Origin of the sequence: Rhodococcus sp. NPDC058521 (assembly GCF_042719695.1) — a bacterium.
Lineage (GTDB): Bacteria > Actinomycetota > Actinomycetes > Mycobacteriales > Mycobacteriaceae > Rhodococcus_F.
On the sequence record NZ_JBHXNL010000005.1, the window covers coordinates 1 to 22,544 of the forward strand.

At 64.3% G+C, this 22,544-nt stretch carries 18 protein-coding genes; 12 read left to right on the forward strand and 6 right to left on the reverse strand.

The annotated features are described in order from the left end of the window. Positions 1-112 precede the first annotated feature (112 nt). From ACFWO3_RS09880 to ACFWO3_RS09890, 3 genes are read right to left on the reverse strand one after another with little or no spacing between them, the layout of a single operon-like run. On the reverse strand, positions 113-1,231 hold the full coding sequence (locus ACFWO3_RS09880) for a methyltransferase (protein WP_378576693.1): 1,119 nt from the start codon (positions 1,229-1,231) through the stop codon (positions 113-115). 27 nt (positions 1,232-1,258) lie between these two features. Continuing rightward, complete coding sequence (locus ACFWO3_RS09885; RefSeq protein ID WP_378576695.1) at positions 1,259-2,359, reverse strand: Glu/Leu/Phe/Val dehydrogenase; 1,101 nt, start codon at positions 2,357-2,359, stop codon at positions 1,259-1,261. A gap of 20 nt (positions 2,360-2,379) precedes the next feature. After that, positions 2,380-5,871: an indolepyruvate ferredoxin oxidoreductase family protein gene (locus tag ACFWO3_RS09890; protein ID WP_378576697.1), complete on the reverse strand. Its 3,492-nt coding sequence runs from the start codon at positions 5,869-5,871 to the stop codon at positions 2,380-2,382. A 138-nt stretch (positions 5,872-6,009) separates the two neighbouring features. On the opposite strand from ACFWO3_RS09890, the gene ACFWO3_RS09895 reads away from it, so the two are divergent. Both ACFWO3_RS09895 and ACFWO3_RS09900 read left to right on the forward strand, forming a co-directional pair. After that, positions 6,010-6,522 carry an Lrp/AsnC family transcriptional regulator gene (locus ACFWO3_RS09895; RefSeq protein ID WP_378576699.1) on the forward strand — a complete coding sequence of 171 codons (513 nt, stop codon included), beginning with the start codon at positions 6,010-6,012 and terminating at the stop codon, positions 6,520-6,522. A gap of 23 nt (positions 6,523-6,545) precedes the next feature. Next, positions 6,546-7,004 (forward strand): 6,7-dimethyl-8-ribityllumazine synthase, encoded by a 459-nt coding sequence (locus ACFWO3_RS09900; RefSeq protein WP_378576701.1) that lies wholly within the window; start codon positions 6,546-6,548, stop codon positions 7,002-7,004. A 1-nt stretch (position 7,005) separates the two neighbouring features. Here ACFWO3_RS09900 and ACFWO3_RS09905 read toward each other — a convergent pair whose 3' ends face one another. The 3 genes from ACFWO3_RS09905 to ACFWO3_RS09915 form a co-directional block, all read right to left on the reverse strand. Next, the gene (locus tag ACFWO3_RS09905; protein ID WP_378576703.1) at positions 7,006-7,641 is read right to left on the reverse strand and encodes a restriction endonuclease; all 636 of its coding nucleotides are present in this window, start codon (positions 7,639-7,641) and stop codon (positions 7,006-7,008) included. 134 nt (positions 7,642-7,775) lie between these two features. Next, the gene (locus ACFWO3_RS09910; protein WP_378576705.1) at positions 7,776-8,207 is read right to left on the reverse strand and encodes a pyridoxamine 5'-phosphate oxidase family protein; all 432 of its coding nucleotides are present in this window, start codon (positions 8,205-8,207) and stop codon (positions 7,776-7,778) included. A gap of 26 nt (positions 8,208-8,233) precedes the next feature. After that, the gene (locus ACFWO3_RS09915; protein WP_378576708.1) at positions 8,234-8,740 is read right to left on the reverse strand and encodes an SRPBCC family protein; all 507 of its coding nucleotides are present in this window, start codon (positions 8,738-8,740) and stop codon (positions 8,234-8,236) included. Between the two features lie 99 nt (positions 8,741-8,839). Here ACFWO3_RS09915 and ACFWO3_RS09920 point away from each other — a divergent pair, with 99 nt between their 5' ends. The 10 genes from ACFWO3_RS09920 to ACFWO3_RS09965 all read left to right on the forward strand — a co-directional run bounded on the left by ACFWO3_RS09920 (position 8,840) and on the right by ACFWO3_RS09965 (position 22,544). Then, positions 8,840-9,190, forward strand: coding sequence for a hypothetical protein (locus ACFWO3_RS09920; RefSeq protein WP_378576710.1), 351 nt, complete (start codon positions 8,840-8,842; stop codon positions 9,188-9,190). Between the two features lie 38 nt (positions 9,191-9,228). Then, positions 9,229-10,218: an isopenicillin N synthase family dioxygenase gene (locus ACFWO3_RS09925; protein ID WP_378576712.1), complete on the forward strand. Its 990-nt coding sequence runs from the start codon at positions 9,229-9,231 to the stop codon at positions 10,216-10,218. 123 nt (positions 10,219-10,341) lie between these two features. Further along, on the forward strand, positions 10,342-11,055 hold the full coding sequence (locus ACFWO3_RS09930) for a GTP pyrophosphokinase family protein (protein WP_378577331.1): 714 nt from the start codon (positions 10,342-10,344) through the stop codon (positions 11,053-11,055). 124 nt (positions 11,056-11,179) lie between these two features. Next, positions 11,180-11,560: an excalibur calcium-binding domain-containing protein gene (locus ACFWO3_RS09935; protein ID WP_378576714.1), complete on the forward strand. Its 381-nt coding sequence runs from the start codon at positions 11,180-11,182 to the stop codon at positions 11,558-11,560. 303 nt (positions 11,561-11,863) lie between these two features. Beyond that, the gene (locus tag ACFWO3_RS09940) at positions 11,864-17,353 is read left to right on the forward strand and encodes a glutamate synthase-related protein (RefSeq protein ID WP_378576716.1); all 5,490 of its coding nucleotides are present in this window, start codon (positions 11,864-11,866) and stop codon (positions 17,351-17,353) included. Then, positions 17,350-19,128: a sulfite reductase subunit alpha gene (locus tag ACFWO3_RS09945; RefSeq protein WP_378576719.1), complete on the forward strand. Its 1,779-nt coding sequence runs from the start codon at positions 17,350-17,352 to the stop codon at positions 19,126-19,128. Before ACFWO3_RS09940 ends, ACFWO3_RS09945 begins: the two co-directional genes overlap by 4 nt. 48 nt (positions 19,129-19,176) lie before the next feature. Further along, positions 19,177-19,626, forward strand: coding sequence for a flavodoxin domain-containing protein (locus ACFWO3_RS09950; protein ID WP_378576721.1), 450 nt, complete (start codon positions 19,177-19,179; stop codon positions 19,624-19,626). 181 nt (positions 19,627-19,807) lie between these two features. Next, positions 19,808-20,701: an ABC transporter permease gene (locus ACFWO3_RS09955; RefSeq protein ID WP_378576723.1), complete on the forward strand. Its 894-nt coding sequence runs from the start codon at positions 19,808-19,810 to the stop codon at positions 20,699-20,701. Then, positions 20,698-21,750, forward strand: coding sequence for an ABC transporter substrate-binding protein (locus ACFWO3_RS09960; RefSeq protein WP_378576726.1), 1,053 nt, complete (start codon positions 20,698-20,700; stop codon positions 21,748-21,750). The genes ACFWO3_RS09955 and ACFWO3_RS09960 overlap by 4 nt, the downstream gene beginning before the upstream one ends. Next, the gene (locus ACFWO3_RS09965; protein ID WP_378576727.1) at positions 21,747-22,544 is read left to right on the forward strand and encodes an ABC transporter ATP-binding protein; all 798 of its coding nucleotides are present in this window, start codon (positions 21,747-21,749) and stop codon (positions 22,542-22,544) included. Before ACFWO3_RS09960 ends, ACFWO3_RS09965 begins: the two co-directional genes overlap by 4 nt.

A 22,544-nucleotide genomic window follows, 5' to 3' on the forward strand; every position in this document is an offset into this window, starting at 1 on the left:
CTACCAAGGACAACTCCGCCCCGCCGCCGCATAGAATCTGTCTCACATCTACGTAGACACCCGTGTCCCACGTCTACCTAGACAGCACAGAGTCCAGGGACTCGTCAACCACTCACAGGGGGCGGAGGCGCCACAGCGAGGTGACCTCACGGCTCCGGGCGGCATGAAGGACATCGGTGGAATCACGGGCCTTACCGTGCGTCGGCCGTACGTCCATCCGATCGACCACGGCGAGCCCTGCTTCCTCGATCCAGGTCAGCAGTTCCTGACGCGGGCGCAGTCCGAGAAGCTCCGCGAGATCGGACAGAATCAGCCACCCTTCCCCATCGGACTCGAGGTGCTCGGGCAGACCTGTCAGAAATCCGCGGAGCATCGAACTGCCCGGGTCGTAGACGGCGCGCTCGATCGGCGATGTCGGCTTGGCCGGCAGCCACGGTGGATTGCACACGGTGAGGGACACCAGCCCCGAGGGGAAGAGATCGGCTTCCTCCACTTCCACGACATCCGAGTACCCGAGACGTTCGATGTTCGACCGGGCGCATTCGAGAGCCTTCGGGTCGAGATCGGTCGCCACTACTCGCCGCATGCCACGCTTGGCGAGAACGGCAGCGAGAACACCGGTTCCGGTCCCGATGTCGAACGCCGTCGCGGTCGACGGCAGCGGTGCCTTCGCCACCAGCCCGACGTACTCGCCACGGATCGGCGAGTACACGCCGTATCCCGGGTGGATTCGCGCGTCCAACTCCGCGATCTCCACACCTTTCCGGCGCCATTCGTGCGCGCCGATCGCGCCGAGCAGGTCTCGTAGGGAGGACACACTGGCAACGTCGGTCGCCCCGTACGCGTCGAGCATTGCCTGTCGTGTGTCGGGAGCTCGGCGCAACGGGATCGACTGATCGGCGTCGAACGGAATCAGAAGCATCCCGAGGAGGCGTGCCCGTCGTGATTGGGTCTGCCGGTGCAGGTGGAATGCCGTGGCCGGGTCGTCCGAGCTTCTGCGTGGCTTTCGGTCGACTCTGGCCGCGATGGCCACCGACAGTTGTCGCGCGTTCTGAAAGTCTCCCCGCCACAGGAGAGCTGTGCCTTCGCACGCGAGCCGGTAGGCGTCGTCGGCTCGCATGGAATCGTCTGCCACACGCACAGACTTCGGGGCGGGCGCACCGCTCGTCGAGCGCCACATCGCGGATCGTTCGGAGCCGTCCTCACTCCATCGGACGAACTCTGTCTCCATTGCCCCACCCTATTCCCCTGTGAGCGGTCAACGAGTGCAGGGACTCGTCCGCCGCGCACGGGAGGAGGAGATGCGGGCCTCCGCCACGGTGTCGGCTGCCGCACCGGCGAGCATCCCTTCGCGCTTTGCGGTGTCCAGCACTTCGACGGTGGTATCGAAGATCTTCTCCACGCGGGCCCGGACCTGGTCCATCGCTGCCGACTCGCGCTCACCGGCGACCTGGATGATTCCGCCTCCGTTGGCGACGTAGTCGGGTACCCAGGTGATGCCGCGGTCGGCGAGTTGACGCTCGACCGCCGGGTGCGCGAGCTGGTTGTTGGCGGCGCCGCAGATCAGCTTCGCGCGGATGTCGACGACAGCGCCGCCGGTGAGAATCGCGCCCATCGCGCACGGCGCATAGATGTCGACGTCCAGGTCGATGATGCTGCCTGTCGTCCGCACCCCTCGAAAGTCGTGGACAACGCGCTCGAGTGCCGAACTGTTCACATCACCGGCGACGACGGAAGCACCGTCGGCGATCAGCAGGTCGATGAGCTGGTATCCAACCTTCCCGACCCCTTCGACACCCACGGTGCGCCCGGCGAGGCTCGGCACGCCCCACACCGCCCGGGCTCCGGCCCGCATGGCCTGGAACACGCCCAGCGCCGTCATCGGGGCACTGTCCCCCGAGCCGCCTGCTGCCACGTTGCGCCCCACGACGTGCTCGGTCACTCGCCCGATCACGTCGAGGTCGTCCGAGTTGGTCCCCACGTCACCCGCGGTGATGTATCGACCGCCGAGTGTCTGCACGAACCTGCCGTAGGCCTCGAGCAGGGCTTGCGTCTTCATCGTGGCCGGATCACCGAGGATGACGGCCTTACCGCCGCCGAGTGGTAATCCGGCAACGGCGGACTTGTAGGTCATTCCCTGCGAGAGGCGCAGCACGTCGGTGAGGGCGACGGACTCGTCTTCGTACGGGTAGAAGCGGGTCCCGCCGAGCGCCGGCCCGAGAGTGGTGTCGTGGATCGCGACGATGGCACGCAATCCTGTCTCCGGGTCCTGAAAATACGTGACCTGTTCGTGCGCCCAGTCGTCGGGCAGGTCCTTGCGTCCGAATACTCCGACGGGACGTTCGATGGCGAGAGTCATTGCAGGGGTGACCTTTCCGATCAGATATGCGAGTCGACGGTGGTGGTGTCGACGCCGAGTTCGTTGAGACGCTCCAAGTACAGACGGACGTTGCGCAGCTTGACGTCCTCGTATCCGCGTACGAGGTCCGGAGCCTCCGCGGTTCGGGTGGCAGGCTCATAGGAGTCGACGGTGAGGGTGTCGATCAGGCCCGTCAGCACGGTTCGGTAGTGGTCGAGCAACCGGCGCTCGAGCTTGCGCATCTTGGTGTGTCCGAACGGGTCGAGCGGAGTTCCGCGGAGGATCTTCGCTTTGGCGAGCGCTTTCATCGCCACGTGCGAGCGTGGCCGCAGGCTGATCTTCTTCGTGCGTCCCATCGCCTTGAGAATCGGTGGGTGCAATTTGTAGGTGAGGTTGCCGGCTCCGGGCACTTCCGCCTTCGTCGCCTCGAGGAAGGCGGGATCGACCAGCATCCGAGCAACTTCGTACTCGTCCTTGTACGCGGTGAGTGTGTGCAGTCCGGCGGCGACGGCCTCACTGAAGTCGGTGCGGTCGGTGACGGCTCGTTCGGCCGCGAACGCTCGCTCCAGGAGCGAGAGGTATTGCTCCGCGATGCGGTCGCCCTGGTATGCGACCAGGTTGGCGGCTCGGCGCTCGGCCAGCTCCCGGGTGACGCCGGTCAGGGCGCTCCCCGCGAACAGGTGTCCGGGCACCACGGTGTCGCTGCGCGACGCCACCGTCGTGGAGGTCGTGGCCTTCACGAATGCGTCCCGGTCCGCGACGGCGACCCTGCCCCAGTGGAACGCTGTCTTGTTGGATTCGACTGCGACACCGTTGATCTCGAGCGCTTCTTCGATGAACCGTGCCGGAACAGGCAGTCCACCTGCCTGATATGCCGCGCCGACGAGGAGGAAGTTGGCTGCTGCAGTGCTTCCGAAAAGCGCGTTCGCTGCCGCCAGGCCGTCGATCTCGGTCAGTTCACGTGCGGAGACGTCGAGTCGTTCGAGCAGGTCCTTCTCCTCCGGGTGACGCACCTGCGGGTCGTAGACCATGTCACCCGTGGGTGTGCGGCTGGTGGACGCGATCGTCACGGTGCGTTCGCGATTGCCGAAGCTGGCGTACTTCGCATCCGCTGCGGTCAGCAGGTCGAACGCGAGAATGCAGTCGGCGGTGGACGGGCTGATGCGGTTGGACAGCGCACTGCCGCCCACCTTCGAATCACTCAGGCGCAGGTGTGAGGTGACCGGGCCGGCCTTCTGGCTGAGTCCGGTCTGGTCGAGGCCCTCCACGTGCAGACCGGCGCGCAGAGCGGCCATACCCAGCACCTGGTTGACGGTGACGATGCCGGTACCGCCCACACCTGCCATGAAGACACTGTGCGAACCCGTCCAGACCCCGGTCGCGGGTTCGGGTACCTGCGGCGGCCTGGGGATCACGTGCTCGATCCTCGGTGCACCTTCCTCCGGTAGTTCGACCGTCACGAACGACGGGCAGTCGCCCTCGAGGCAGGAGTAGTCGGTATTGCAGCTGGTTTGGTCGATCTTCGTCTTCCTACCGAACTCGGTGTCGACAGGTTGCACCGAAAGACAGTTCGACTTCACTCCGCAGTCGCCGCAGCCTTCACAGACCGCCTCGTTGATGACGACCCGTGTGCGCCTCGCGGGCAGCTTGCCACGCTTGCGCTTGCGCCGGGCCTCCGCAGCGCACTGCTGGTCGAAGATGAGTACGGTCACGCCTTCGACGTCGCGGAGCATCCGCTGCGCTTCGTCGACGCGAGTGCGGTCCCACAGCAGGGTTCCGTCGGCGAAACGGGCTCCCTTGTGCCGCTTCGGTTCCTCGGCGCAGACGATGATCTTCTTCACGCCCTCGGCCGCGAGTTTGTGCGTCAGTTCCGGCACCGTGAGTGCCGCCTCGGCGTCCTGCGCTCCGGTCATCGCGACGGCAGCGTTGTAAAGGATCTTGTAGGTGATGTTGACGCCGGCCGCAACGCAGGCCTGGACCGCGAGCTGCCCGGAGTGGAAATACGTTCCGTCGCCGACATTCTGGAAGATGTGCTCGACATCCGTGAACGGAGCCTGCCCGATCCATTGGGTGCCTTCGCCGCCCATCTGGGTGAGCATCGTGACGGCACTGTCTTCGCGTCCCGACATCGTGACGAGAGTGTGGCAACCGATGCCGCCACCCGCGATCGACCCTTCGGGGACTGCCGTCGAGCGGTTGTGCGGACATCCGGAGCAGAAGTACGGGGTTCGCGAGGTCGGAAGCACCGTGAGCTCGAGACGCGGAGGAGGCGGCGGAGCCATCGCGACTCGGTCTTTCAGGACGCGGCGCAGTGGACCGACGAGACGGGAGGCGGTCAGTTCGCCGTCCCCCGGAACCAGTGGGCGGCCCTGCTGATTCTTCTTACCGAGCACCACGGGAGCGGCTTCGCAGCCGTAGAGAATGTCCTTGAGCTGTGATTCGACGAAGGGCATCTTCTCTTCGACGACGAGGACCTGCTCGACTCCGTTCGCCAGTTCACGCACCTTCGTAGCGCCCAGCGGGTAGGGCATCCCGACACGCAGGATGCGGATGCCGGCGTCTTCGAGATCCGTTTCCCCCAGGCCGAGGTCGAGCAGTGCTTGCCGAAGCGAGTCGTATGCGGTTCCCACCGCCACGATTCCGAGCCAAGCCGCGGACGGGTTCACCTCGATGCGGTCGATGCCGTTCGCGACGTTGAAGGCTTCGACCATCGCCCAGCGGGGGCCGTACAGGTCGGCCTCGGCGAGAACGCTGTCAGGCGGGGACGCCATGATTCGCTGGCGGTACGACCACGGCTTACCGTTCCACTCCAGAACCGGCTCCACGATGTCGAGGTCCGCGAAGTTTCGGTCCAGCGTCCACAGCCCGTCGGCGACGTCCGCGACGATCTTGATGCCGGACCAGCACCCGGACAGCCGCGACAATGCGACGCCGTAGAGACCGAAGGCAATCACTTCTTCTGCGTTGCGGGGAAAGAACACCGGCATGCCCATCGCAGCCATCGAACGTTCGCTGGCGCACGGAACGGTCGACGATTTGGCATTCGGGTCGTCGCCGACCCATGCGAGAACACCGCCGCGGGGGTTTACGCCGTACATGGTCGCGTGTCGAATTGCGTCCGACGCTCGGTCGATGCCCGGCCCCTTGCCGTACCAGTGCCCGGTGATGCCGTCGTGAGTGCGTTCGCCGGTCGGCAGGTCCACCTGGCTCCCCCACACGGACGTCGCCGCCAGTTCCTCGTTCATTCCCGGCACGAAGCGAACCTCGTGATCGTCCGAGAGCGTGGAGATCGAAGCGATGGTGCGGTCGAGACCGGCCAACGGGCTGCCCTGATAGCCGGAGACGAAGGCCGCGATGTTTCGTCCGGCGCGGCGGTCGCGTTCGTGTTGCTCGACCAGCTGCCGGGCAATGGCTTGCACACCGGTCAACAAGACCGGCCCGGAATCGGCCCGGTACCGATCTGCGAGATCGAAGGAAGCGGCCTCGGCTCGTACGTCGTCCAGCTGGGTCATGGCGAATCCCCGATCATTCAGGTTGAGCATTTCGTGAATCCAATGCTCGTGTTGGCATACGATCTGGTCAATGCGATTCACCTCAACTGATCGAATCGATCAGACCGTGACCTAGGTCACTAACGAAAGGTGCCCAAAGTGCTCAGCATCGACAAGCTCGACGTCCAACTCCTGGGGCTCCTGGGACGTGATTCGCGGATGAGCATCGCCGAGATCGCCAACTCACTCGGCATTGCCCGCAACACCGTGCAGTCGAGGTTGAAGCGCATGGAGACCAACGGACTGCTCACCGGATTCCGACCGAATCTCGATCTCCAGGCCGTGGGCATCCCGATCCAGGCGTTCGTCGGGCTCGAACTTCAGCAGGGAAAGATCTCGGCCGTGAGCACCAGTCTCGTCGGACTTCCCGAGGTGATCGAGATCCATGCAACGACCGGCCGCGAGGACCTACTGGTGCGGGTGGCAACATCCACTCACGCGAAACTGCAGGTTCTGCTCGAGCAGATCGCAAACCTGCCCGGCGTCACCCATTCGACGACCACGATCGCGCTGACCAGCCCACTTCAATACCGGATTCAACCGCTTCTCGAGGAGCTCACCGAGGCCGCCGGGTGGGGCCGTTCCACAGCCTTGCCTCGTTCGCAGCGATAGGCGCAGTGCGCTAGTTTCGTGTCATGAGTGAGAGTCAGGGACGGATCGCGTTCATCCAGGCCACGTGGCACCGCAACATCGTCGATCGCGCGCGCGAAGGATTCACGGACGAGGTCGTGAACCTTGGCTTCGCGAAGGACGACCTCGACTACTTCGAGGTTCCCGGTGCCTTCGAGATTCCGCTGCATGCGCGACGCCTGGCGCTCACCGGCCGATACGACGCCATCGTCGCGGCAGGTTTGGTCGTGGACGGTGGCATCTATCGACACGACTTCGTCGCCACGGCAGTCATCGACGGTCTGATGCGAGTGCAACTCGACACCGACGTGCCCGTGTTCTCGGTGGTCCTCACACCGCACCACTTCCACGAGCACGACGAGCACGTCGACTACTTCACCACGCACTTCGTGAAGAAGGGTGCGGAAGCGGCGCGAGCGGTCGACGCCACGCTGAAGTCGCTTCGCTCCCTGCCGACGGAGTAGATCAGCGCACCGAAACCTGACGATTGCGCAGGTAGATCACCCAGAACACCGGCGCGAGAGCCACACTGAGGACGGTCACGAGAACGCGCGCGGCAACGGGCCAAGCACTGAAGGGTGCGGCGAGCACCGATACCGTGAAGAACAGCGCACCTATCAGCGGCCAGTGCCGAAGCCAGAACTCTCGCGCAATGTTCCACGCGGACCGTGCGGCAGTCATGGCTGGGGACGGCGGACGCTCGGCGGCCGGAGACGTAGTAGGCAGCGGGGATTCGACACGCGAATTCATCAGTGCCCGAGCGCGATCGTCGACCGGATTCACTTCCCCGGTCTCGTCGAACGTGAAGAGCGCGATGCCGACGTCCTGGGCGTATCGGGTGGCGTCTTCCGTGTACTCCCCGCCGGAAAAATACAGGAGTGCGCGGTCGGGGTCGAGCCCCCTTGCCCCGTACAGGTTTTCGATGTCGGACTCGTCGGCTGCTCCCCCGCGCCACTTCACCTGCGCATAGGCGCGCCTGGAATAGACGTCGATTCCGCCGTCCGGGCCCCCGGGGAGCGCAGTGGCATCGACGAATCCGAAATCGCGCATCTTTGCGGCAGCATTGATTTCGGCCTCTGCGGCTGTCCGTACCCGAGTCACGTGGCCTCCCCCGATGTGAATATGTTTCCCACTCGAAGGTACATCGTGATTCGCACCGTCCCGGTTATCAGCCTGCGATCAAGGTCACACCACGTTCGTCGCGGTGGCCGAACAGATCACGCCGAGACTCGAGTTCAGAACCCGATCTTGCTGTAATCCACGGTCAGCCAATGCTCCGGGCGCATCCGGATGACGACGGCCTTGTCGTTGAACGACTGCTCGAGGAACTGTACGGCCTCGTCTTCGGGAAGGTAGCGCCGTACGAGCGGACGGACACGTTCGACAGTGGGACCCTCTTCGAACACTGCAGACCCCTCGACGCTCACGTATTTGTAAGGCGGGGCCTCGTTCTGGGTGACCAGGCTGTAGCGCCCGCTGGCACGTATCAGCTTCTCTTTGACGGTACCGATCTCGGTCCACACCCACACGTCGCCACCGGGCTCGTAGGAATACCAGATCGGAACCGCGAGAGGTGCGCGCCCGTCTCGATCCACGGCAATCACCCCCACGTGCACATCTGCGAGGAAGGCCTCGCGCTCGGAAGTGCTCATGCTGATGGCCGACATGACGAGCTCCGCTCTGTTGGGCACCTTCAGGCCGAAGGTTTTTCCATTTCTCTCTTCAGATTGCGCAACGTGATCTCGATGTTCTTCCGCTGAAAGTCGGCGAATACTTTTCCGCGCGTCACGATCTTGTCGAAGATGTTCGCGGCGAGGTCCGGCCAGGAACGACGGTCGTCGGTCCAGGTTTCCGTGACTTCGGTGCCTCCTTCGACCTGCTCGAATCGGTACTCCCACGTAGCGATGGGGGCCGTGAGACGCGGCTTCTTCACACCGATCGCGCGGACCTCGAACGCGAATCGTTCACCGGGATCGGCTGCGGTGACGACGCATCGGGTGGTCCACCCGAATCCACCGCGCTTGTTGTGTCCCTCGAACGTCATACCGACATGCGTATCACCCCCGCCGTCGAGCACGGTTGCTCCCGTGTTCTCCGGACTCCAGTTGCCCATTCGCGTCGGATCACTGATGTGGGCATACATCGTGGCGGGGTCCGTGTTCACGACGATGCTGTCCGACACGGTCAGGGTTCTCGGCATCTACGACCTCCTCGATCCTCACGAGCCTACTGGTCTCCCCCGCCTGGTTAGCATCACCTGCGTAAACGGTTCTCGAAGTGCTTGCCTACGGTGTGCGACATGGACACCGTCTACAACATCGTCGTAGCACTACACGTTCTCGGTATGGCAGCGATCGTCGGAGGGTGGCTGGCGGTCGTCAAGGCTCCGGTGATCACTCCGGTCATCCTGTGGGGCGCTCGCGCCCAGTTCGTCACCGGCCTGATCCTTGTCGGTATCGGCGAGGCGGTGGTCGACAAGGAGTACGACCACGCGAAGATCGCGGTGAAGCTGATCGTGTCGTTGGCGGTGGTCACCATCGCGGAGATCACCAACGGCAGGCAGAAGCGCAACGAAGGCAATCCGATGCTCGTACACGTCGTCGGCGGGCTCGCGGTCCTCAACACCTTGGTAGCCGTCCTCTGGACGTGAATCGGGCATTCCCGCGTTCGCGGGGATAACGTGGAGTCATGCTCCCGGTAGTGGACTTCGCCGAACTGGACTCGCCGCCAGGACGCGAACGGCTGCGCGAGATCACACACCATGTGGGCTTCTTCTACCTCGACGGACACGGCATCGATCCCGGTCTGCTGCAGCGCGTGTTCGAGGTGGCGCGGCAGTTCTTCGCTCTGCCCGACGAGTCGAAGCAAGCGTTGGCGATGATCAACAGTCCGCACTTTCGGGGGTACACGCGACTCGGTGCCGAACTCACGAACGACCGCACCGATTGGCGCGAACAGATCGACATCGGGCCCGAACGCGACCCCGTCCCGGGCGCCACCGGGTATCTGCACCTGCAGGGGCACAACGTGTGGCCGGCGGAGTTGCCGGAACTGCGAACCGTCATCGAGGAGTACGACGCCGCACTCGCCGACCTGGGACTGCGACTACTCCGCTACTGGGCGGAATCCCTGTATGCGGACCCGAAGCTGTTCGACGACGCCTTCGCGATGCTTCCGGCCACCCTGATCAAGGTGGTGCGTTATCCCGCCCGACCGACTGTCGACGTCGCCGGGAACCAGGGCGTGGGCGCCCACAAGGATGCCGGTGTGCTGACGATGCTGTTGCTCGAGCCCGGCTCCGCCGGCCTCCAGGTCGAAGCGGAGGACGGAACGTGGATCGACGCGCCACCCCGCGAGGGTGCATTCGTCGTCAACATCGGAGAACTGCTCGAAGTCGCGACGGGCGGTTACCTACGCGCGACGCGGCACCGCGTCCTCACCGCGCCCGGAACACCCGAGCGGTTGTCGATTCCCTACTTCCTCAACCCAGCGCTCGATGCCACGGTGCCGACGATCACACTCCCTCCGGAACTCGCTGCCCGCGCTCGCGGAATCGAGGAGGATCCGTCGAATCCTCTGTTCGGCACCTACGGCGAGAACGCCTGGAAGAGCCGCACCAGAGCACACCCCGACGTCTTCGCACGCTGGTATCCGCAGGAATCGGTGGCACACTCGTAATCGGACGTCCCGGACGGTGACAGTGCCCGTCCGGAGGAAGGCAGAAGAGACTTGAGCACCGACGACGAGGTCCGGAGCGATCTCGGGACCGAGATCGAACGCTGGGACATCGACAGCCCGGAAATGCGGATTCGGTTCGGCCGAGTCCGCAGCGATTTCACCCGCTTCATGATGTCGTACCAGTTCGGAATGGCCGAGTTGATGACGAAGATCAACATCCTCAAGGACGAGTTCACGCATATCCACAAGTACACGCCGATCGAACACGTCTCCTCGCGGCTGAAGTCGCCCGAAAGCATCATGCGCAAGGCGCTGCGCCGTGGCCTCGACTTCACTCTCGAGGACATTCGCGCCAACCTGACCGACATCGCTGGGGTGCGTATCACGTGCGGATTCATCCGCGACACATACAAGGTTGCCGAACTCTTGATCAGCCAATCGGACATCACGGTCCTCGAGGTCAAGGACTACATCGAGAACCCCAAACCGAACGGCTACAAGAGCCTGCATCTGATCGTCGAGGTGCCGGTGTTCATGAGTGACCGCAAGCAGTCCGTGTGTGTGGAAGTTCAGATTCGGACCATCGCAATGGACTTCTGGGCAACTCTCGAGCACAAGATCTACTACAAGTACGACCGTGCCATTCCGGCGCCGCTACTCGAAGAACTGACCGACGCCGCGGAGGCCGCCAACAAGCTCGACCTGAAAATGGAACGTTTGCACGACGAGGTTGCGAAGTTCAAGGCAGAGCCGGTATCGATCGACGAACAGGTGGCGCCTCCCCTGCCGTCGGAACTTCTCGAACTTCTGACCCACCAGCAACGAAATTCCGACTGACTACCACATCTGATCGGTTCTTCTCCGGTCGATCTTCAATCGCGGGCAATCATTGGGTAAATTCATGCTCCCTGCTCGGGCCCGCAACAGGTGCGGGCCCGATTTCACATCCAGCGAGGTAGTAGTGAGAACACGTCGGTACGTCTTCGGCATCATCGGATGCGCGGCTTTGACCGTTGGCGTTGCCCCCGCGGCACAGGCGTCCACCATCTTCGACTTCTTGCCACCCGAGATCGCATCGATGATCCCGAGCGGTTCGGCAGACGCCGTCAATCCACTGTTGCCACCGGCACCTGCGCCGCCGACACCCCCGGCTCCGGCACCTGCCCCGCCGCAGATCACTCCGGCACCACCACAGCAGTCGGCACCTCCGGCACCTCGCGGCGGTGCGATGTACAAGAACTGCACCGAGGCGCGCAATGCGGGCGTCACGCCCATATACCGCGGCGAAGAGGGTTACGCGTCGCACCTCGATCGCGACAACGACGGCATCGCCTGCGAGTGATCGTCTGAACCAACACGTCACAGCACCGATCCGGAGTAATGCGTTTCACTCTGGATCGGTGCTGGTCCGAGCAGTATCGTCTGTATATTCGTCAGGGAACACCGCCGATATCTGCGCCTATTGCAGAATTTACTTAGCTTAGGCTAAGCTCGGCGACCGCATGCCTTGCGTGCACACAGACAACGACGTCTGCCTCACCGGCCAATCGGTTCGAGGCGGTCGTCTATCGCGAACCTCCTTCGATCGGCCGCGCGTGCCTCGAGCACGGCAAACCGCCCGGCATCCAGTACGAGGAGACGTCGCTTGAAGACGAATGTCACGAAGTCCGGACTGTACGACCCCACCGTCGAAAAGAGCAGTTGCGGAGTAGGTTTCATCACCCGCAAGGACGGCATTCCGACCCACGACGTTCTTGTTCACGCCCACAGGGCACTGTGCGAGGTACCCCACCGAGGCGGCATGTCGGCCGAAGGCGTGGGCGACGGCGCCGGAGTCAGCATCGACCTGTCGGTGGACTACTTTCGCTCGCTCACCGGCGACTCGACACTGACTGCAGGCGGGTTCGGCGTCGGCAACTTCTTCCTTCCCGACGACGCGGCCTTCCATACCGAGGCACAGTCCGTCATCGAGAAGTCGTTCGCCGATCACGGTCTCCGGACTGTTCTCGTGCGGGACGTGCCGATCGACGACACGGTGCTGCGCCCAGCTGCCGTGCGGCATCAACTTCGGATTCGGCAGTGGGTGTTCACGGGCGGGGTGTCCACGGACACCGAGGCCTCAGAGTTCGATCGCCGTATCAACGATGCCTTGCTGGCCATCGAGGCGATCGCCTACTCGGAGCCCACCTTGGCCGGGCTGTACCCGCTGTCGCTCAGCGCACGCACGCAGGTACTCAAGGGGCGCCTCAATTCGAACGAGGTGGTGCCCTACTTCCGCGATCTCACCGAGCCCGGTCACCGCGTCCACACCCTTTACTTTCACACCCGCTTCTCCACCAACACGGATCCGCACCCGACGATGGCGCAGCCGTTCCGCCTGATGGCTCACAACGGGGAACTCAACACGGACAAGAAGAATCGCCTGTCCGAGGGAGCCCTCGCGCGCGCCCGCAACCGCGAGATCGTCCGCCCGCCCGGCCAATCGGACAGTTGCCGCCTCGACCAGACGTTGCAGAGTCGCATCGTCGACGACCGGCTCGATCTGGTCACCGCAGTCGTGTCGATGATGCCGCCGGCGTGGGAGAACGACACGTCCCTGCCCCCCGAGGTCCGGGCGATGCTCGAGTACTTCTCCCTGTACGAGGAGAAGAACGACGGCCCTGCGGCGCTCATCTTCGGTGACGGTACCGTCGTCGGAGCCCGCCTCGACCGGCTGGGCCTACGTCCGCTTCGCACGGTCGAGACCGACGAATACCTCTGCGTCACTTCGGAAGCCGGACAGTTCGAGTTCGATCCGGAATCCGTTATTCACCGCGGACGGATCGAAGCGGGAGGAATGCTCTACTTCGATCACCGTGCGGGCAGGTCGTTCACCACCGACGAAGCCCTCGAGATGCTTGCTGGAGAGAAGGACTATCCGGCGCTGCTCGAGAAGGCCCGCCTCACGGTCGACGAGCTTCCCGAGGTCCCGGCCGAGCCCGGTCCGCTGCGCTACAACGGCGACCTCGATCACCACCAGCGTTACGTGGCGTACTCGCACAACCAGGAAAGCTTCAAGTTCATGCTCGACCCGATGCTCGCATCGGGTCAGGAGAAGATCTCGGCGATGGGGTACGGCAACGCGATCAACGCGCTGTCCGACCAGGAAGGCGGTGTGGCCAAGTACTTCTCGCAGAGATTCGCTCAGGTCACCAACCCGTCGCTCGACAGCATCCGCGAGGCCGACGGCATGACGTTGCGGGTGGCTCTCGGTGCTCGTCCGAACAGCGGCGCGCAGGATGCGCCGCAGATCGTGGTGCCCTCGCCGATTCTGACGCATTCGGACATGTTGAAGATCCGTAAACAGGAATCGACACCGATACGTCGCTTCCCCATGCTCTACACGCCGGCAGATTCCCCCGAGGCCAATGCGGCTGCGCTGTCGTCGACTGTGGACTCGGTGTGCGACGAGGTCGAATCCTTCGCCCGTGAGAACGGCGGGATCGCGGTCCTCACCGACCGACACGTCGCCACGGACAAGGCGGCGCTCCCGATGATCGTCGTGGTCTCCGCGATCAACCAGCGACTCATCGAGGAGGGCCTGCGGCTACGGGTCTCGATCATCGTCGAGTCCGGTCAGATCTCGTCTTCGCACCACGTAGCCGCCACACTCGGCTTCGGTGCGGCGGCCGTCTATCCGTTGGCAGTGCGGTTGCGCGCAGAGGAGAAGTTCTCCGCAGACCCCGACGCCGCGTTCGGCAAGTTCGCCAAGGCCGCCGCGAAGTCGTTGATGAAGACGATGGGTCGCGTCGGCCTGTGCACCGCCGAGAGTTACATCGGCGGCGAGTTCTTCGAACCGAACTACCTCGACACCGACGACCCCACTTTGCGCCGCTACTTCGCGAACGTGCAGACCCCGGTGGGTGGCGTCGGGTTCGCCACCATCGCCCAGGCAGTCGCCGACTGGCACGCCCGTGCCCTGACCGTGCAGAGCGAGAAGGACATTCCGCTGCTCGGCCTGTTCAAGGAACGTGCAGAAGGTGCCGGTCACTCGTACGGCACGACGGCAGTGCGGGGATTCGTCGATCTCACCGAGGAACCGATCGCGTTCGACACCACGGGAACGCAGGATCACACGGATGCTCTGCGTCTGCTGCCTTTGCACCGCCTCGAGGACGCGTTCGGTATGGACGACGACGTTTACACCAACGCCGGTTTCCACCGGCTCACCCCGGAGGCGATCGCCGCCTTCCAGATCACGCCGGGCTACCGTGCGTTCGCGCGCACGATGGCGGAAGAACGACATCGGCGTCCCGCTGCTTTGCGCGACGTGCTCGAACTTCCTGCCGATGTCACCTATCTGCACTCCGCAGACGAGTTCCGTAGACAGATGGGGCGTTTCTCGCGCACAGGTAACAACAGCTTCGCGGTACGAGGCCTCGAGAGCGAACGCCTGTCCGGCAACGAGTTCCGGTTGACGCTCACCGGCCCGCACGCGGATTCCACCGGCCGGCTCGACGCTCTCGGGCAATCACTCGCCCTGCGTTTCGGCGGTGAGGTGACGTACCGGGTCGACGGAATGGCGCTCGTCGTGGAGGCGAGCGGTGAGGCAGCCGACTATTTGTCGATGCTCCGGACAGCGCCGCACAGTGTGCCGCTGGATCGGGTGCAGTCGGCACACGACATCACACCGTTCCTGACGTCGGGAGCCATGAGCCACGGCGCGCTCAACTCCAATGCGCACGAGGCGGTCGCGCACGGCACCAACATGGTCGGTGGAATGTCGAACTGTGGTGAGGGCGGTGAGCACATTTCTCGGTACGGCACCGTGCGCGGCTCACGCATCAAGCAGTTCGCGTCCGGCCGTTTCGGTGTGTGGGCGGGGTACCTCGCCGATCCGATGCTCGAAGAACTCGAGATCAAGATCGCGCAGGGCGCCAAACCCGGCGAGGGCGGTCAGCTTCCTGCGCCGAAGGTGACCGTGGAGATCGCGGCAGCTCGCGGCGGGACTCCCGGTGTCGAACTGGTTTCTCCCCCACCGCATCACGACACGTACTCGATCGAGGACCTCGCGCAGCTCATTCACGACTGCAAGGCAGCGCGAGTGCGTGTCATCGTGAAGCTCGTGTCGTCCGAGGGGATCGGCACCATCGCGGTCGGCGTCGCGAAGGCCGGCGCCGACGTCATCAACGTCGCAGGCAACACGGGAGGCACCGGTGCCGCCGCCGTCACCAGCCTCAAGTACGCGGGGCGGTCGGCCGAGATCGGTGTCGCCGAGGTGCACCAGGCGCTGTGCGCGAACGGTTTGCGGCAGAAGGTTCTGTTGCGCTGTTCGGGCGCACACCAGACGGCGAGCGACGTGCTCAAGTCTGCGTTGCTCGGTGCCGACAGCTTCGAATTCGGCACGACCGCACTGATGATGCTCAAGTGCGTGATGGCGAAGAACTGCAACGTCAAGTGCCCGGCCGGACTCACCACCAATCCGGAGATGTTCGACGGCGACCCGCGGGCGATGGCGCAGTACCTCCTCAACATCGCGCACGAGACGCGAGAGCTGCTGGCAGAGTTGGGGATGTCGTCTCTGCGCGAGGCACGTGGCCGCGCGGACCTGCTGCATCTGCTCGACCATCCCTCGAATGTCGGACGGCTCGATCTGCGCCACATGCTCGCCGTCGTCGACGAGGTGGCTGTCGAGAATCCGGTGTATCTGGAGAAGGACTACGAGCTGGACGAAGGCTGGTTGACGCAGCTGCGCGCAGCCCTTCTCGAGCAGGACGAGCCGAGTGTCGAGCTCGGCGACGACGTCGTGCTCGGCAACCGCAACAAGAGCGTGGGCGCCCAGCTCGCGGTCGACATCGAGCGCATCCTCAACTACGAGATCGCCCATTCCCGAACGGCGGTGCTCCGCGACGAGCGCGGACGCGGTTACCTGCGTGAGGGCAGCGTGCGAATCACGACTTCCGGCTCGGCCGGGCTCTCGTTCGGCGCGTTCTGCAACGACGGGATGACGCTCACCCACACCGGTACGTGCAACGACGGTGTCGGCAAAGGTGCGTGCGGTGGCTCGATCGTCGTGCTGTCCCCCGGAGGCGGCTCGGCTGCGCCGGGCGGGAACGTGCTGATCGGCAACTTCGCACTGTTCGGTGCAACGGGTGGCCGAACCTTCGTGGAGGGGCAGGCAGGCGACCGGTTCGCGGTGCGCAATTCCGGTGCGACTGCGGTCGTGGAGGGTGTCGGCGACTTCGCATGCGAGTACATGACCGGCGGCGCCGTGCTCAATCTGGGCGGATTCGGCAAGGGTGTCGGCAACGGTATGAGCGGCGGGTTCTTCTACCAGTACGACCCGGAAGGTCATCTGCCGGGCAAGGCCAGCGCGGATTCGATTCTTCTCGGCTCCGTCACCGGCGACGACGAACACGCACTCGTGCACCGCAACGCCGTTCGTCTGCTGCTCGAATGGCACGCCGAAGCCACCGGTTCGGCAAAGGCGGCCTGGCTGCTGGAGAACTGGGAGAGCGAGCAGGCCAATTTCGTCTACGGGATGCCCCGCGCGTTGCTGCAATACCAGGACAGTGACGAGATTCTTGCGGCCAAGCCGCGCAAGGAACTGGTCGACGAATTGTCCGCAGCCCTTGTCGCGCACCAGATCCACAAATTCAAGGTCGACTACCGCGACGGCAATTCGGTGTGCGGCGGCCGGGCACCTGGATACGGCGAGACCGACACCGAGGCGATGTTCGCACTTCTGAACAACTACACAGTTCTCAATGCCGCGCAGGAGATGGCGCTCGCCAAACTGCCCGACGCGGCGGAGGCGTCCGATCCCGCCGTGTCGAAGGCGGTTCGCAATCTGCTGCTGACGGAGGACTTCTTCCTGATGCAGAAGTTGCAGCGCTATGCACGAGGGGCACTCGCCGGCCATGCCGACGAGGATTTGGCCGTGATGGTCGCGGCGAAGCGTCTCGACGACTACAAGCAGGCGTTGAGCCGACGAAACGTCCGCTCGATGGATGCCCCGGGCACCTACGGGTGGATCATCCACCAGCACGCCAAGAACCTCGACAAGATCGGCCGTATGCCCGGTTACGAGGAGCTGTTCGCAAAGCACGCGCTCCCCGATCTCGTCCCCACCGACGTCGTCGGGAGTGCATCGTGAAACTTCCCTATTTTCCTCAGGACGCCCCGTTCAGCGATGATCAGCGGGCGTGGTTGTCCGGTTTCCTCGCAGCCATGGGCACACGGTTGGCCGCACCCTCGGGTGCCGGCGCGGCTGCCGCTGCTGCACCTGCGATGCAGATTCTGTACGGCAGCCAGACCGGAAATGCCGAGAGCGTCGCCGAGGACGCCGCTGCCGCTGCGAAGGCGCAGGGGTTCACGCCTGCAGTGTGCGCGTTGGACGACGTCGACATGGAGCGGCTTGCCGCGGCCCAGCGCGTACTGGTGGTCACCTCCACCTACGGAGAGGGTGAGATGCCCGACAACGCCGAGTTGTTCTGGCAGGCGTTGTCCGCCGATTCTGCGCGACGGATGGAGAGCCTCGATTTCGCCGTACTGGCGCTCGGTGACACCGGATACGACGGCTTCTGCCAGGCCGGAAAGATGGTCGACACACGCCTCGAGCAGCTCGGCGCCCACCGTGTGGCACCCCGCGTCGACTGCGATGTCGACTACGAGGATGCCGCTACCGGGTGGATTTCGGATATTCTTCCGCTGTTTGCCGCTGTGGAAGGAATCAGAAAGGAGCCCACGGTGCTCGAGCGCGATCAGCTGACCGAAACTGCAGAGCGTGGTGCCAAGACCGCACGCAAACGCTCACCGTGGAACCGGAAGAATCCTTACCGCTCCCAGGTAGCGCTGAATCGTCGACTGTCCGGCGACACCTCGTCGAAGGAGATCCGCCACTACGAGTTCGCGCTGGCGGACAGCGGCCTGGAGTACGAAGCCGGCGACGCCCTCGGTGTGATGCCGATCAACGACTCTGCCCTGGTGAACGCACTGATCGAACGTCTCGGGTTCGATCCGGACGCGGTGGTGACCGGCAAGGAACGGCCCCTCAGCGATCTTCTGACGCATTCCTACGAGATTTCCACCCCGTCCCACGAGCTGATCGACGAGATCGAGAAGCGTGCAGCACACGACGAGCTCAGCCACGTTCTGCACCGTGGTGAGAAGTCGGATCTGGACGCCTGGTTGTGGGGCAAGGACATCCTCGACCTGTTGGAGCTCGTTCCGTCACTGGCGTTCGAGGTGGACGAGTTCGTCGGTCTGCTGCGTCCTCTGCAGCACCGGGCGTACTCCATCTCGTCGAGTCCGCTCGCCAACCCGGGCCACGTGCATCTCACCGTTGCCAGCGTCCGGTACACCTCCACGGGCCGTGACCGCGGCGGTGTGTGTTCGACGTATCTGGCGGACCGGCTCGCCGCGGGCGATCACGGTGGCATCTTCGTCTCCAAGAACAAGTCTTTCCGGGTGCCGGCCAACGACGACGTTCCCATGATCATGGTCGGCCCGGGTACGGGTGTCGCGCCGTTCCGCGCATTCCTTCAGGAGCGCAAGGCGCGGGGCGCGACCGGACGCAACTGGCTGTTCTTCGGCGACCAGCACCGGTCCTCCGATTACATCTACGAGGAAGAACTCGAGGCACTGAGTTCCGACGGCATCCTCACCCGGCTCGATCTCGCATTCTCCCGAGACCAGGAGGAGAAGATCTACGTCCAGTCCCGGATGCTGGAGAACGGCAAGGAGCTGTTTTCCTGGCTCGAGGACGGCGGCCACTTCTACGTGTGCGGTGACGCCACCCGAATGGCCAAGGACGTCGACCGGGCACTGCACGAGGTGATCGAGACCCACGGCGGGATGTCCGTCGAAGATGCGGCAGAATACGTGACCGCTCTCAAGCGGGAAAAGCGCTACCTGCGCGACGTGTACTGATCACTTGCGTCACACAATTCGAAGTTCAGGGGAAGAAGGAGAAAGACGATGGGCGTGGTCGTCCTGTACGGCAGCGAGACCGGAACCTGTGAGATGGTCGCCGACCATGTCGTGGATGCACTGAGCAGCTACGGCGACACGTCCCTCTACGACATGTTGGAGTTCGACCCCGAAGACCTCGACGCCGAGGACTTCCTGGTGGTCGTCTGCTCCACATACGGCGACGGCGAACTGCCGACCGGCGCGGAACCGTTCTACGAGTCCCTCTGCGACGAGGAGCCCGACCTCTCGGGGCTGCGTTTCGCGATGTTCGGTCTCGGCGACAGCGTGTACGACGAGACGTTCAACCGTGGCGGCGAGATCATGGCCGAGAAGCTCACCGAACTCGGCGCCACCCAGGTCGGCGAGCACGCACGTCACGACGCCTCGAGCTCCGTGAAACCGAAGGACATGGCTCAGGAATGGGCGAAGAAGATCGCCGAGGAGTTCCTCACGTAAGGCGCTCCGCGCCCCGTGAGTGGTTGACGAGTCTCTGGACTCGCTAACCACTCACGGGGGTGGTTCGGATCAGACTGATCTCAACCGTGGTTCGACGCTCCGCGCGACAGCAGAATGAAGTGCTGTTGTTCGCATGAGAGTTGGGCCCGGTACCTCCGTGGCCAGGAGGTTTCGCGTCCCCATGGTCACTTCCCCTGCCGTACTGCCAGGGCCCACATCCGAGAAGTCCGGCGCGGCCCCGACCTCGAACGGCACCGAGAGTCGCAGCAACGCGGTAGTGCGCCGCATCGGCGGTCGTGTGCTCGCCCTTCTGGCATTCATTGCCGCCTGGTGGGCCGTCACCGCAACGGGCCTGATCGACGCCCTGTTCCTCCCCTCTCCTGGCGCAGTATGGGCTGCGTTCGTGCAGGCGAACAGCTGGCATCAGATTGCCACCGGAGTGGACCGCCTCGTTCAGGGCGAGCAGGGCTACTTCCTGTGGGAACACCTGGTGGCGAGCTGCCAGCGCATTCTGGCCGGCGTGGGCGCGGCGATCGTGTTCGGTCCGCTTCTCGGCTTCCTCATGGGTTCGTGGCGACCACTCAACACCCTGCTCGAGCCTTACCTGAACTTCCTCCGGGCGCTGCCCCCGCTCGGCTACATCGGTCTGCTGATCGTGTGGTTCGGCATCGGTGACACGTCCAAGATCTGGTTGTTGTTCCTCGCCGCGTTCCCGGCCATCACGATCGCCACCATCAACGGCGTGCAGGCCGTGCCCCGCGATCACATCAACGCCGTGCGCTCACTCGGGGCCAACCGGCGGCAGGTACTCACCGAGGTGGTGCTGCCGTCCACTGCTCCCGAGGTCATCACCGGCATCCGAATCGCCGTGGGTTTCGCCTGGACCACAGTGGTCGCCGCCGAACTCAACAACGGCATCCCCGGCATCGGCGGACTCGCCTACCTGTCCGGTACTCAGCTGAACACTCCCCTGACCATCGCCTGCATCATCGTCATCGGAATCACGGCGCTCGCGCTGGATGCGCTCATCAAATGGATCGGCGTCCTCGCGGTGCCGTGGAAGGGAAAGTCGTGAAACGTTCAGTCCTGCTGGTAACCACCATCGTCTCGGTGGGAACGCTCCTCACGGGATGCGTGGAATCCGGTCGCGAATCGGGCGCGGCAGCGTCCGGAGGGCAGCCTTGCCCGTTCGCGGTCGACGAGTCGGTGACGACCACCGCTCGAATTGCGTTCCAGGACATCCCGAACGGCGATCTGCTCGTCAAGGATTCCGGCATCCTCGAGTCCTGCCTCCCCAACGCGGACATCACGTGGAGCAAGTTCGCCTCGGGCGGAGACGTGGTGCAGGCCTTCGGATCCGGGTCGGCCGATCTGGGGCTGTTGGGGTCGAGTCCGGCGACGAAGGCCTTGTCGGCTCCACTGAACATCGACATGCAGGTGCTGTGGATCCACGATGTCATCGGCGCCGCGGAATCTCTCGTCGTTCGTGACCCTGCCGTCACCTCGGTGGAGCAACTGGCAGGCAAGACGATCGCCACGCCGTTCGCTTCCACCGCGCACTACAGCCTTCTCGCAGCCCTGGACAAGGCAGGTGTCGCGGGCAAGGTGACTCTGGTCAACCTGGCACCGGACGCCACGGCAGCGGCCTGGCAGAGCGGCGAGATCGACGGCGCCTGGATCTGGGAGCCCACCCTTTCGCAGCTCACCGACGGGCACGTGCTGACCACCAGCAGAGAGACGGCGGACGCCGGAGTCCCCACGTTCGATCTCGCCGGTGCCACAAGCTCGTTCATCGCGGAGAACCCGGAGTTCGTGAAGGTGTGGACGCGGGCACAGGACTGGGCCGTCGAGCAACTGCAGACAGATCCCGACGAGGCCGCGGTGGCACTGGCGGTACAGCTCGGCATCTCGCCCGACCAGGTGCGTCCACAACTGGACGGCCTCGAGTATCTGAGGGCCCAGCAGCAAGCGTCACCCGACTATCTCGGCGGCAAGCTCGCGAACAACCTGCAGTCCACTGCCCAATTCCTTCTCGGGCAGGGCGAGATCAAAGCCGTCAGCCCACCCGAGGCGTATCAGGCGGGCGTCTACGTAGACGCGGCGGCGGAAGCGGCCACGAAATGACCGCCACCGAAGTGGTCGCGGACCGCCTCGTCCTCGCCGGTGTCGCAAAGCGGTATGGATCGGGCGATTCTGCGGTCCAGGCACTGCGCGCCACGGACCTGCTCATCGAGCCGGGCGAGTTCGTGTGCCTCGTCGGGCCGTCCGGCTGCGGAAAGACCACGCTGCTGCAGATGCTGGCCGGCTTCGAATCACCCACCGACGGGACGATCAACATCGGTGGGACTCCTGTCACGGGTCCGGGCCCGGAACGCGGCGTGGTGTTCCAGAAGCCCAATCTGCTTCCGTGGAAGTCGTTGCGCGCCAACGTCGAGCTCGGCCCCAAGCTTCGGGGCGTCGGTAAGCGGGAGCGTCGCGAACAGGCCGACGCCATTCTCGACAAGGTGGGGTTGAAGGACTTCGGTGACCGCCACACGTACGAACTGTCGGGAGGCATGCAACAACGAGCCCAGATTGCGCGGGTGCTCGTCAACGAGCCGCGGATCATCCTGATGGACGAACCGTTCGGTGCCCTCGACGCACTCACCCGCGAGAAGCTTCAGGCCGAGCTCCTTGCCATTTGGCACGAGCACCATCGCACCGTCCTGTTCATCACGCACAGCGTCGACGAGGCCGTGTTCCTCGGATCGCGAGTCCTGGTGATGAGTGCACGCCCGGGTCGCGTGGTGAAGGACGTGAGCATCTCACTGCCCGGCGACGGCCGGCCTGGGCCGCGAACTGCGGACGCTCGGACGTCTCCCGAGTTCGCCGCGTACAAGGAACAGATCGCCGCCGAGATCTACCACGCCCACGACTGA

Coding starts and splice junctions, on each gene's coding strand:
- ACFWO3_RS09880 (WP_378576693.1), bottom strand. CDS start 1,231: ATGGAGACAGAGTTCGTCCGATGGAGTGAGGACGGCTCCGAACGATCC.
- ACFWO3_RS09885 (WP_378576695.1), bottom strand. CDS start 2,359: ATGACTCTCGCCATCGAACGTCCCGTCGGAGTATTCGGACGCAAGGAC.
- ACFWO3_RS09890 (WP_378576697.1), bottom strand. CDS start 5,871: ATGACCCAGCTGGACGACGTACGAGCCGAGGCCGCTTCCTTCGATCTC.
- ACFWO3_RS09900 (WP_378576701.1), top strand. CDS start 6,546: ATGAGTGAGAGTCAGGGACGGATCGCGTTCATCCAGGCCACGTGGCAC.
- ACFWO3_RS09910 (WP_378576705.1), bottom strand. CDS start 8,207: ATGTCGGCCATCAGCATGAGCACTTCCGAGCGCGAGGCCTTCCTCGCA.
- ACFWO3_RS09915 (WP_378576708.1), bottom strand. CDS start 8,740: ATGCCGAGAACCCTGACCGTGTCGGACAGCATCGTCGTGAACACGGAC.
- ACFWO3_RS09920 (WP_378576710.1), top strand. CDS start 8,840: ATGGACACCGTCTACAACATCGTCGTAGCACTACACGTTCTCGGTATG.
- ACFWO3_RS09925 (WP_378576712.1), top strand. CDS start 9,229: ATGCTCCCGGTAGTGGACTTCGCCGAACTGGACTCGCCGCCAGGACGC.
- ACFWO3_RS09930 (WP_378577331.1), top strand. CDS start 10,342: ATGCGGATTCGGTTCGGCCGAGTCCGCAGCGATTTCACCCGCTTCATG.
- ACFWO3_RS09950 (WP_378576721.1), top strand. CDS start 19,177: ATGGGCGTGGTCGTCCTGTACGGCAGCGAGACCGGAACCTGTGAGATG.
- ACFWO3_RS09955 (WP_378576723.1), top strand. CDS start 19,808: ATGGTCACTTCCCCTGCCGTACTGCCAGGGCCCACATCCGAGAAGTCC.
- ACFWO3_RS09965 (WP_378576727.1), top strand. CDS start 21,747: ATGACCGCCACCGAAGTGGTCGCGGACCGCCTCGTCCTCGCCGGTGTC.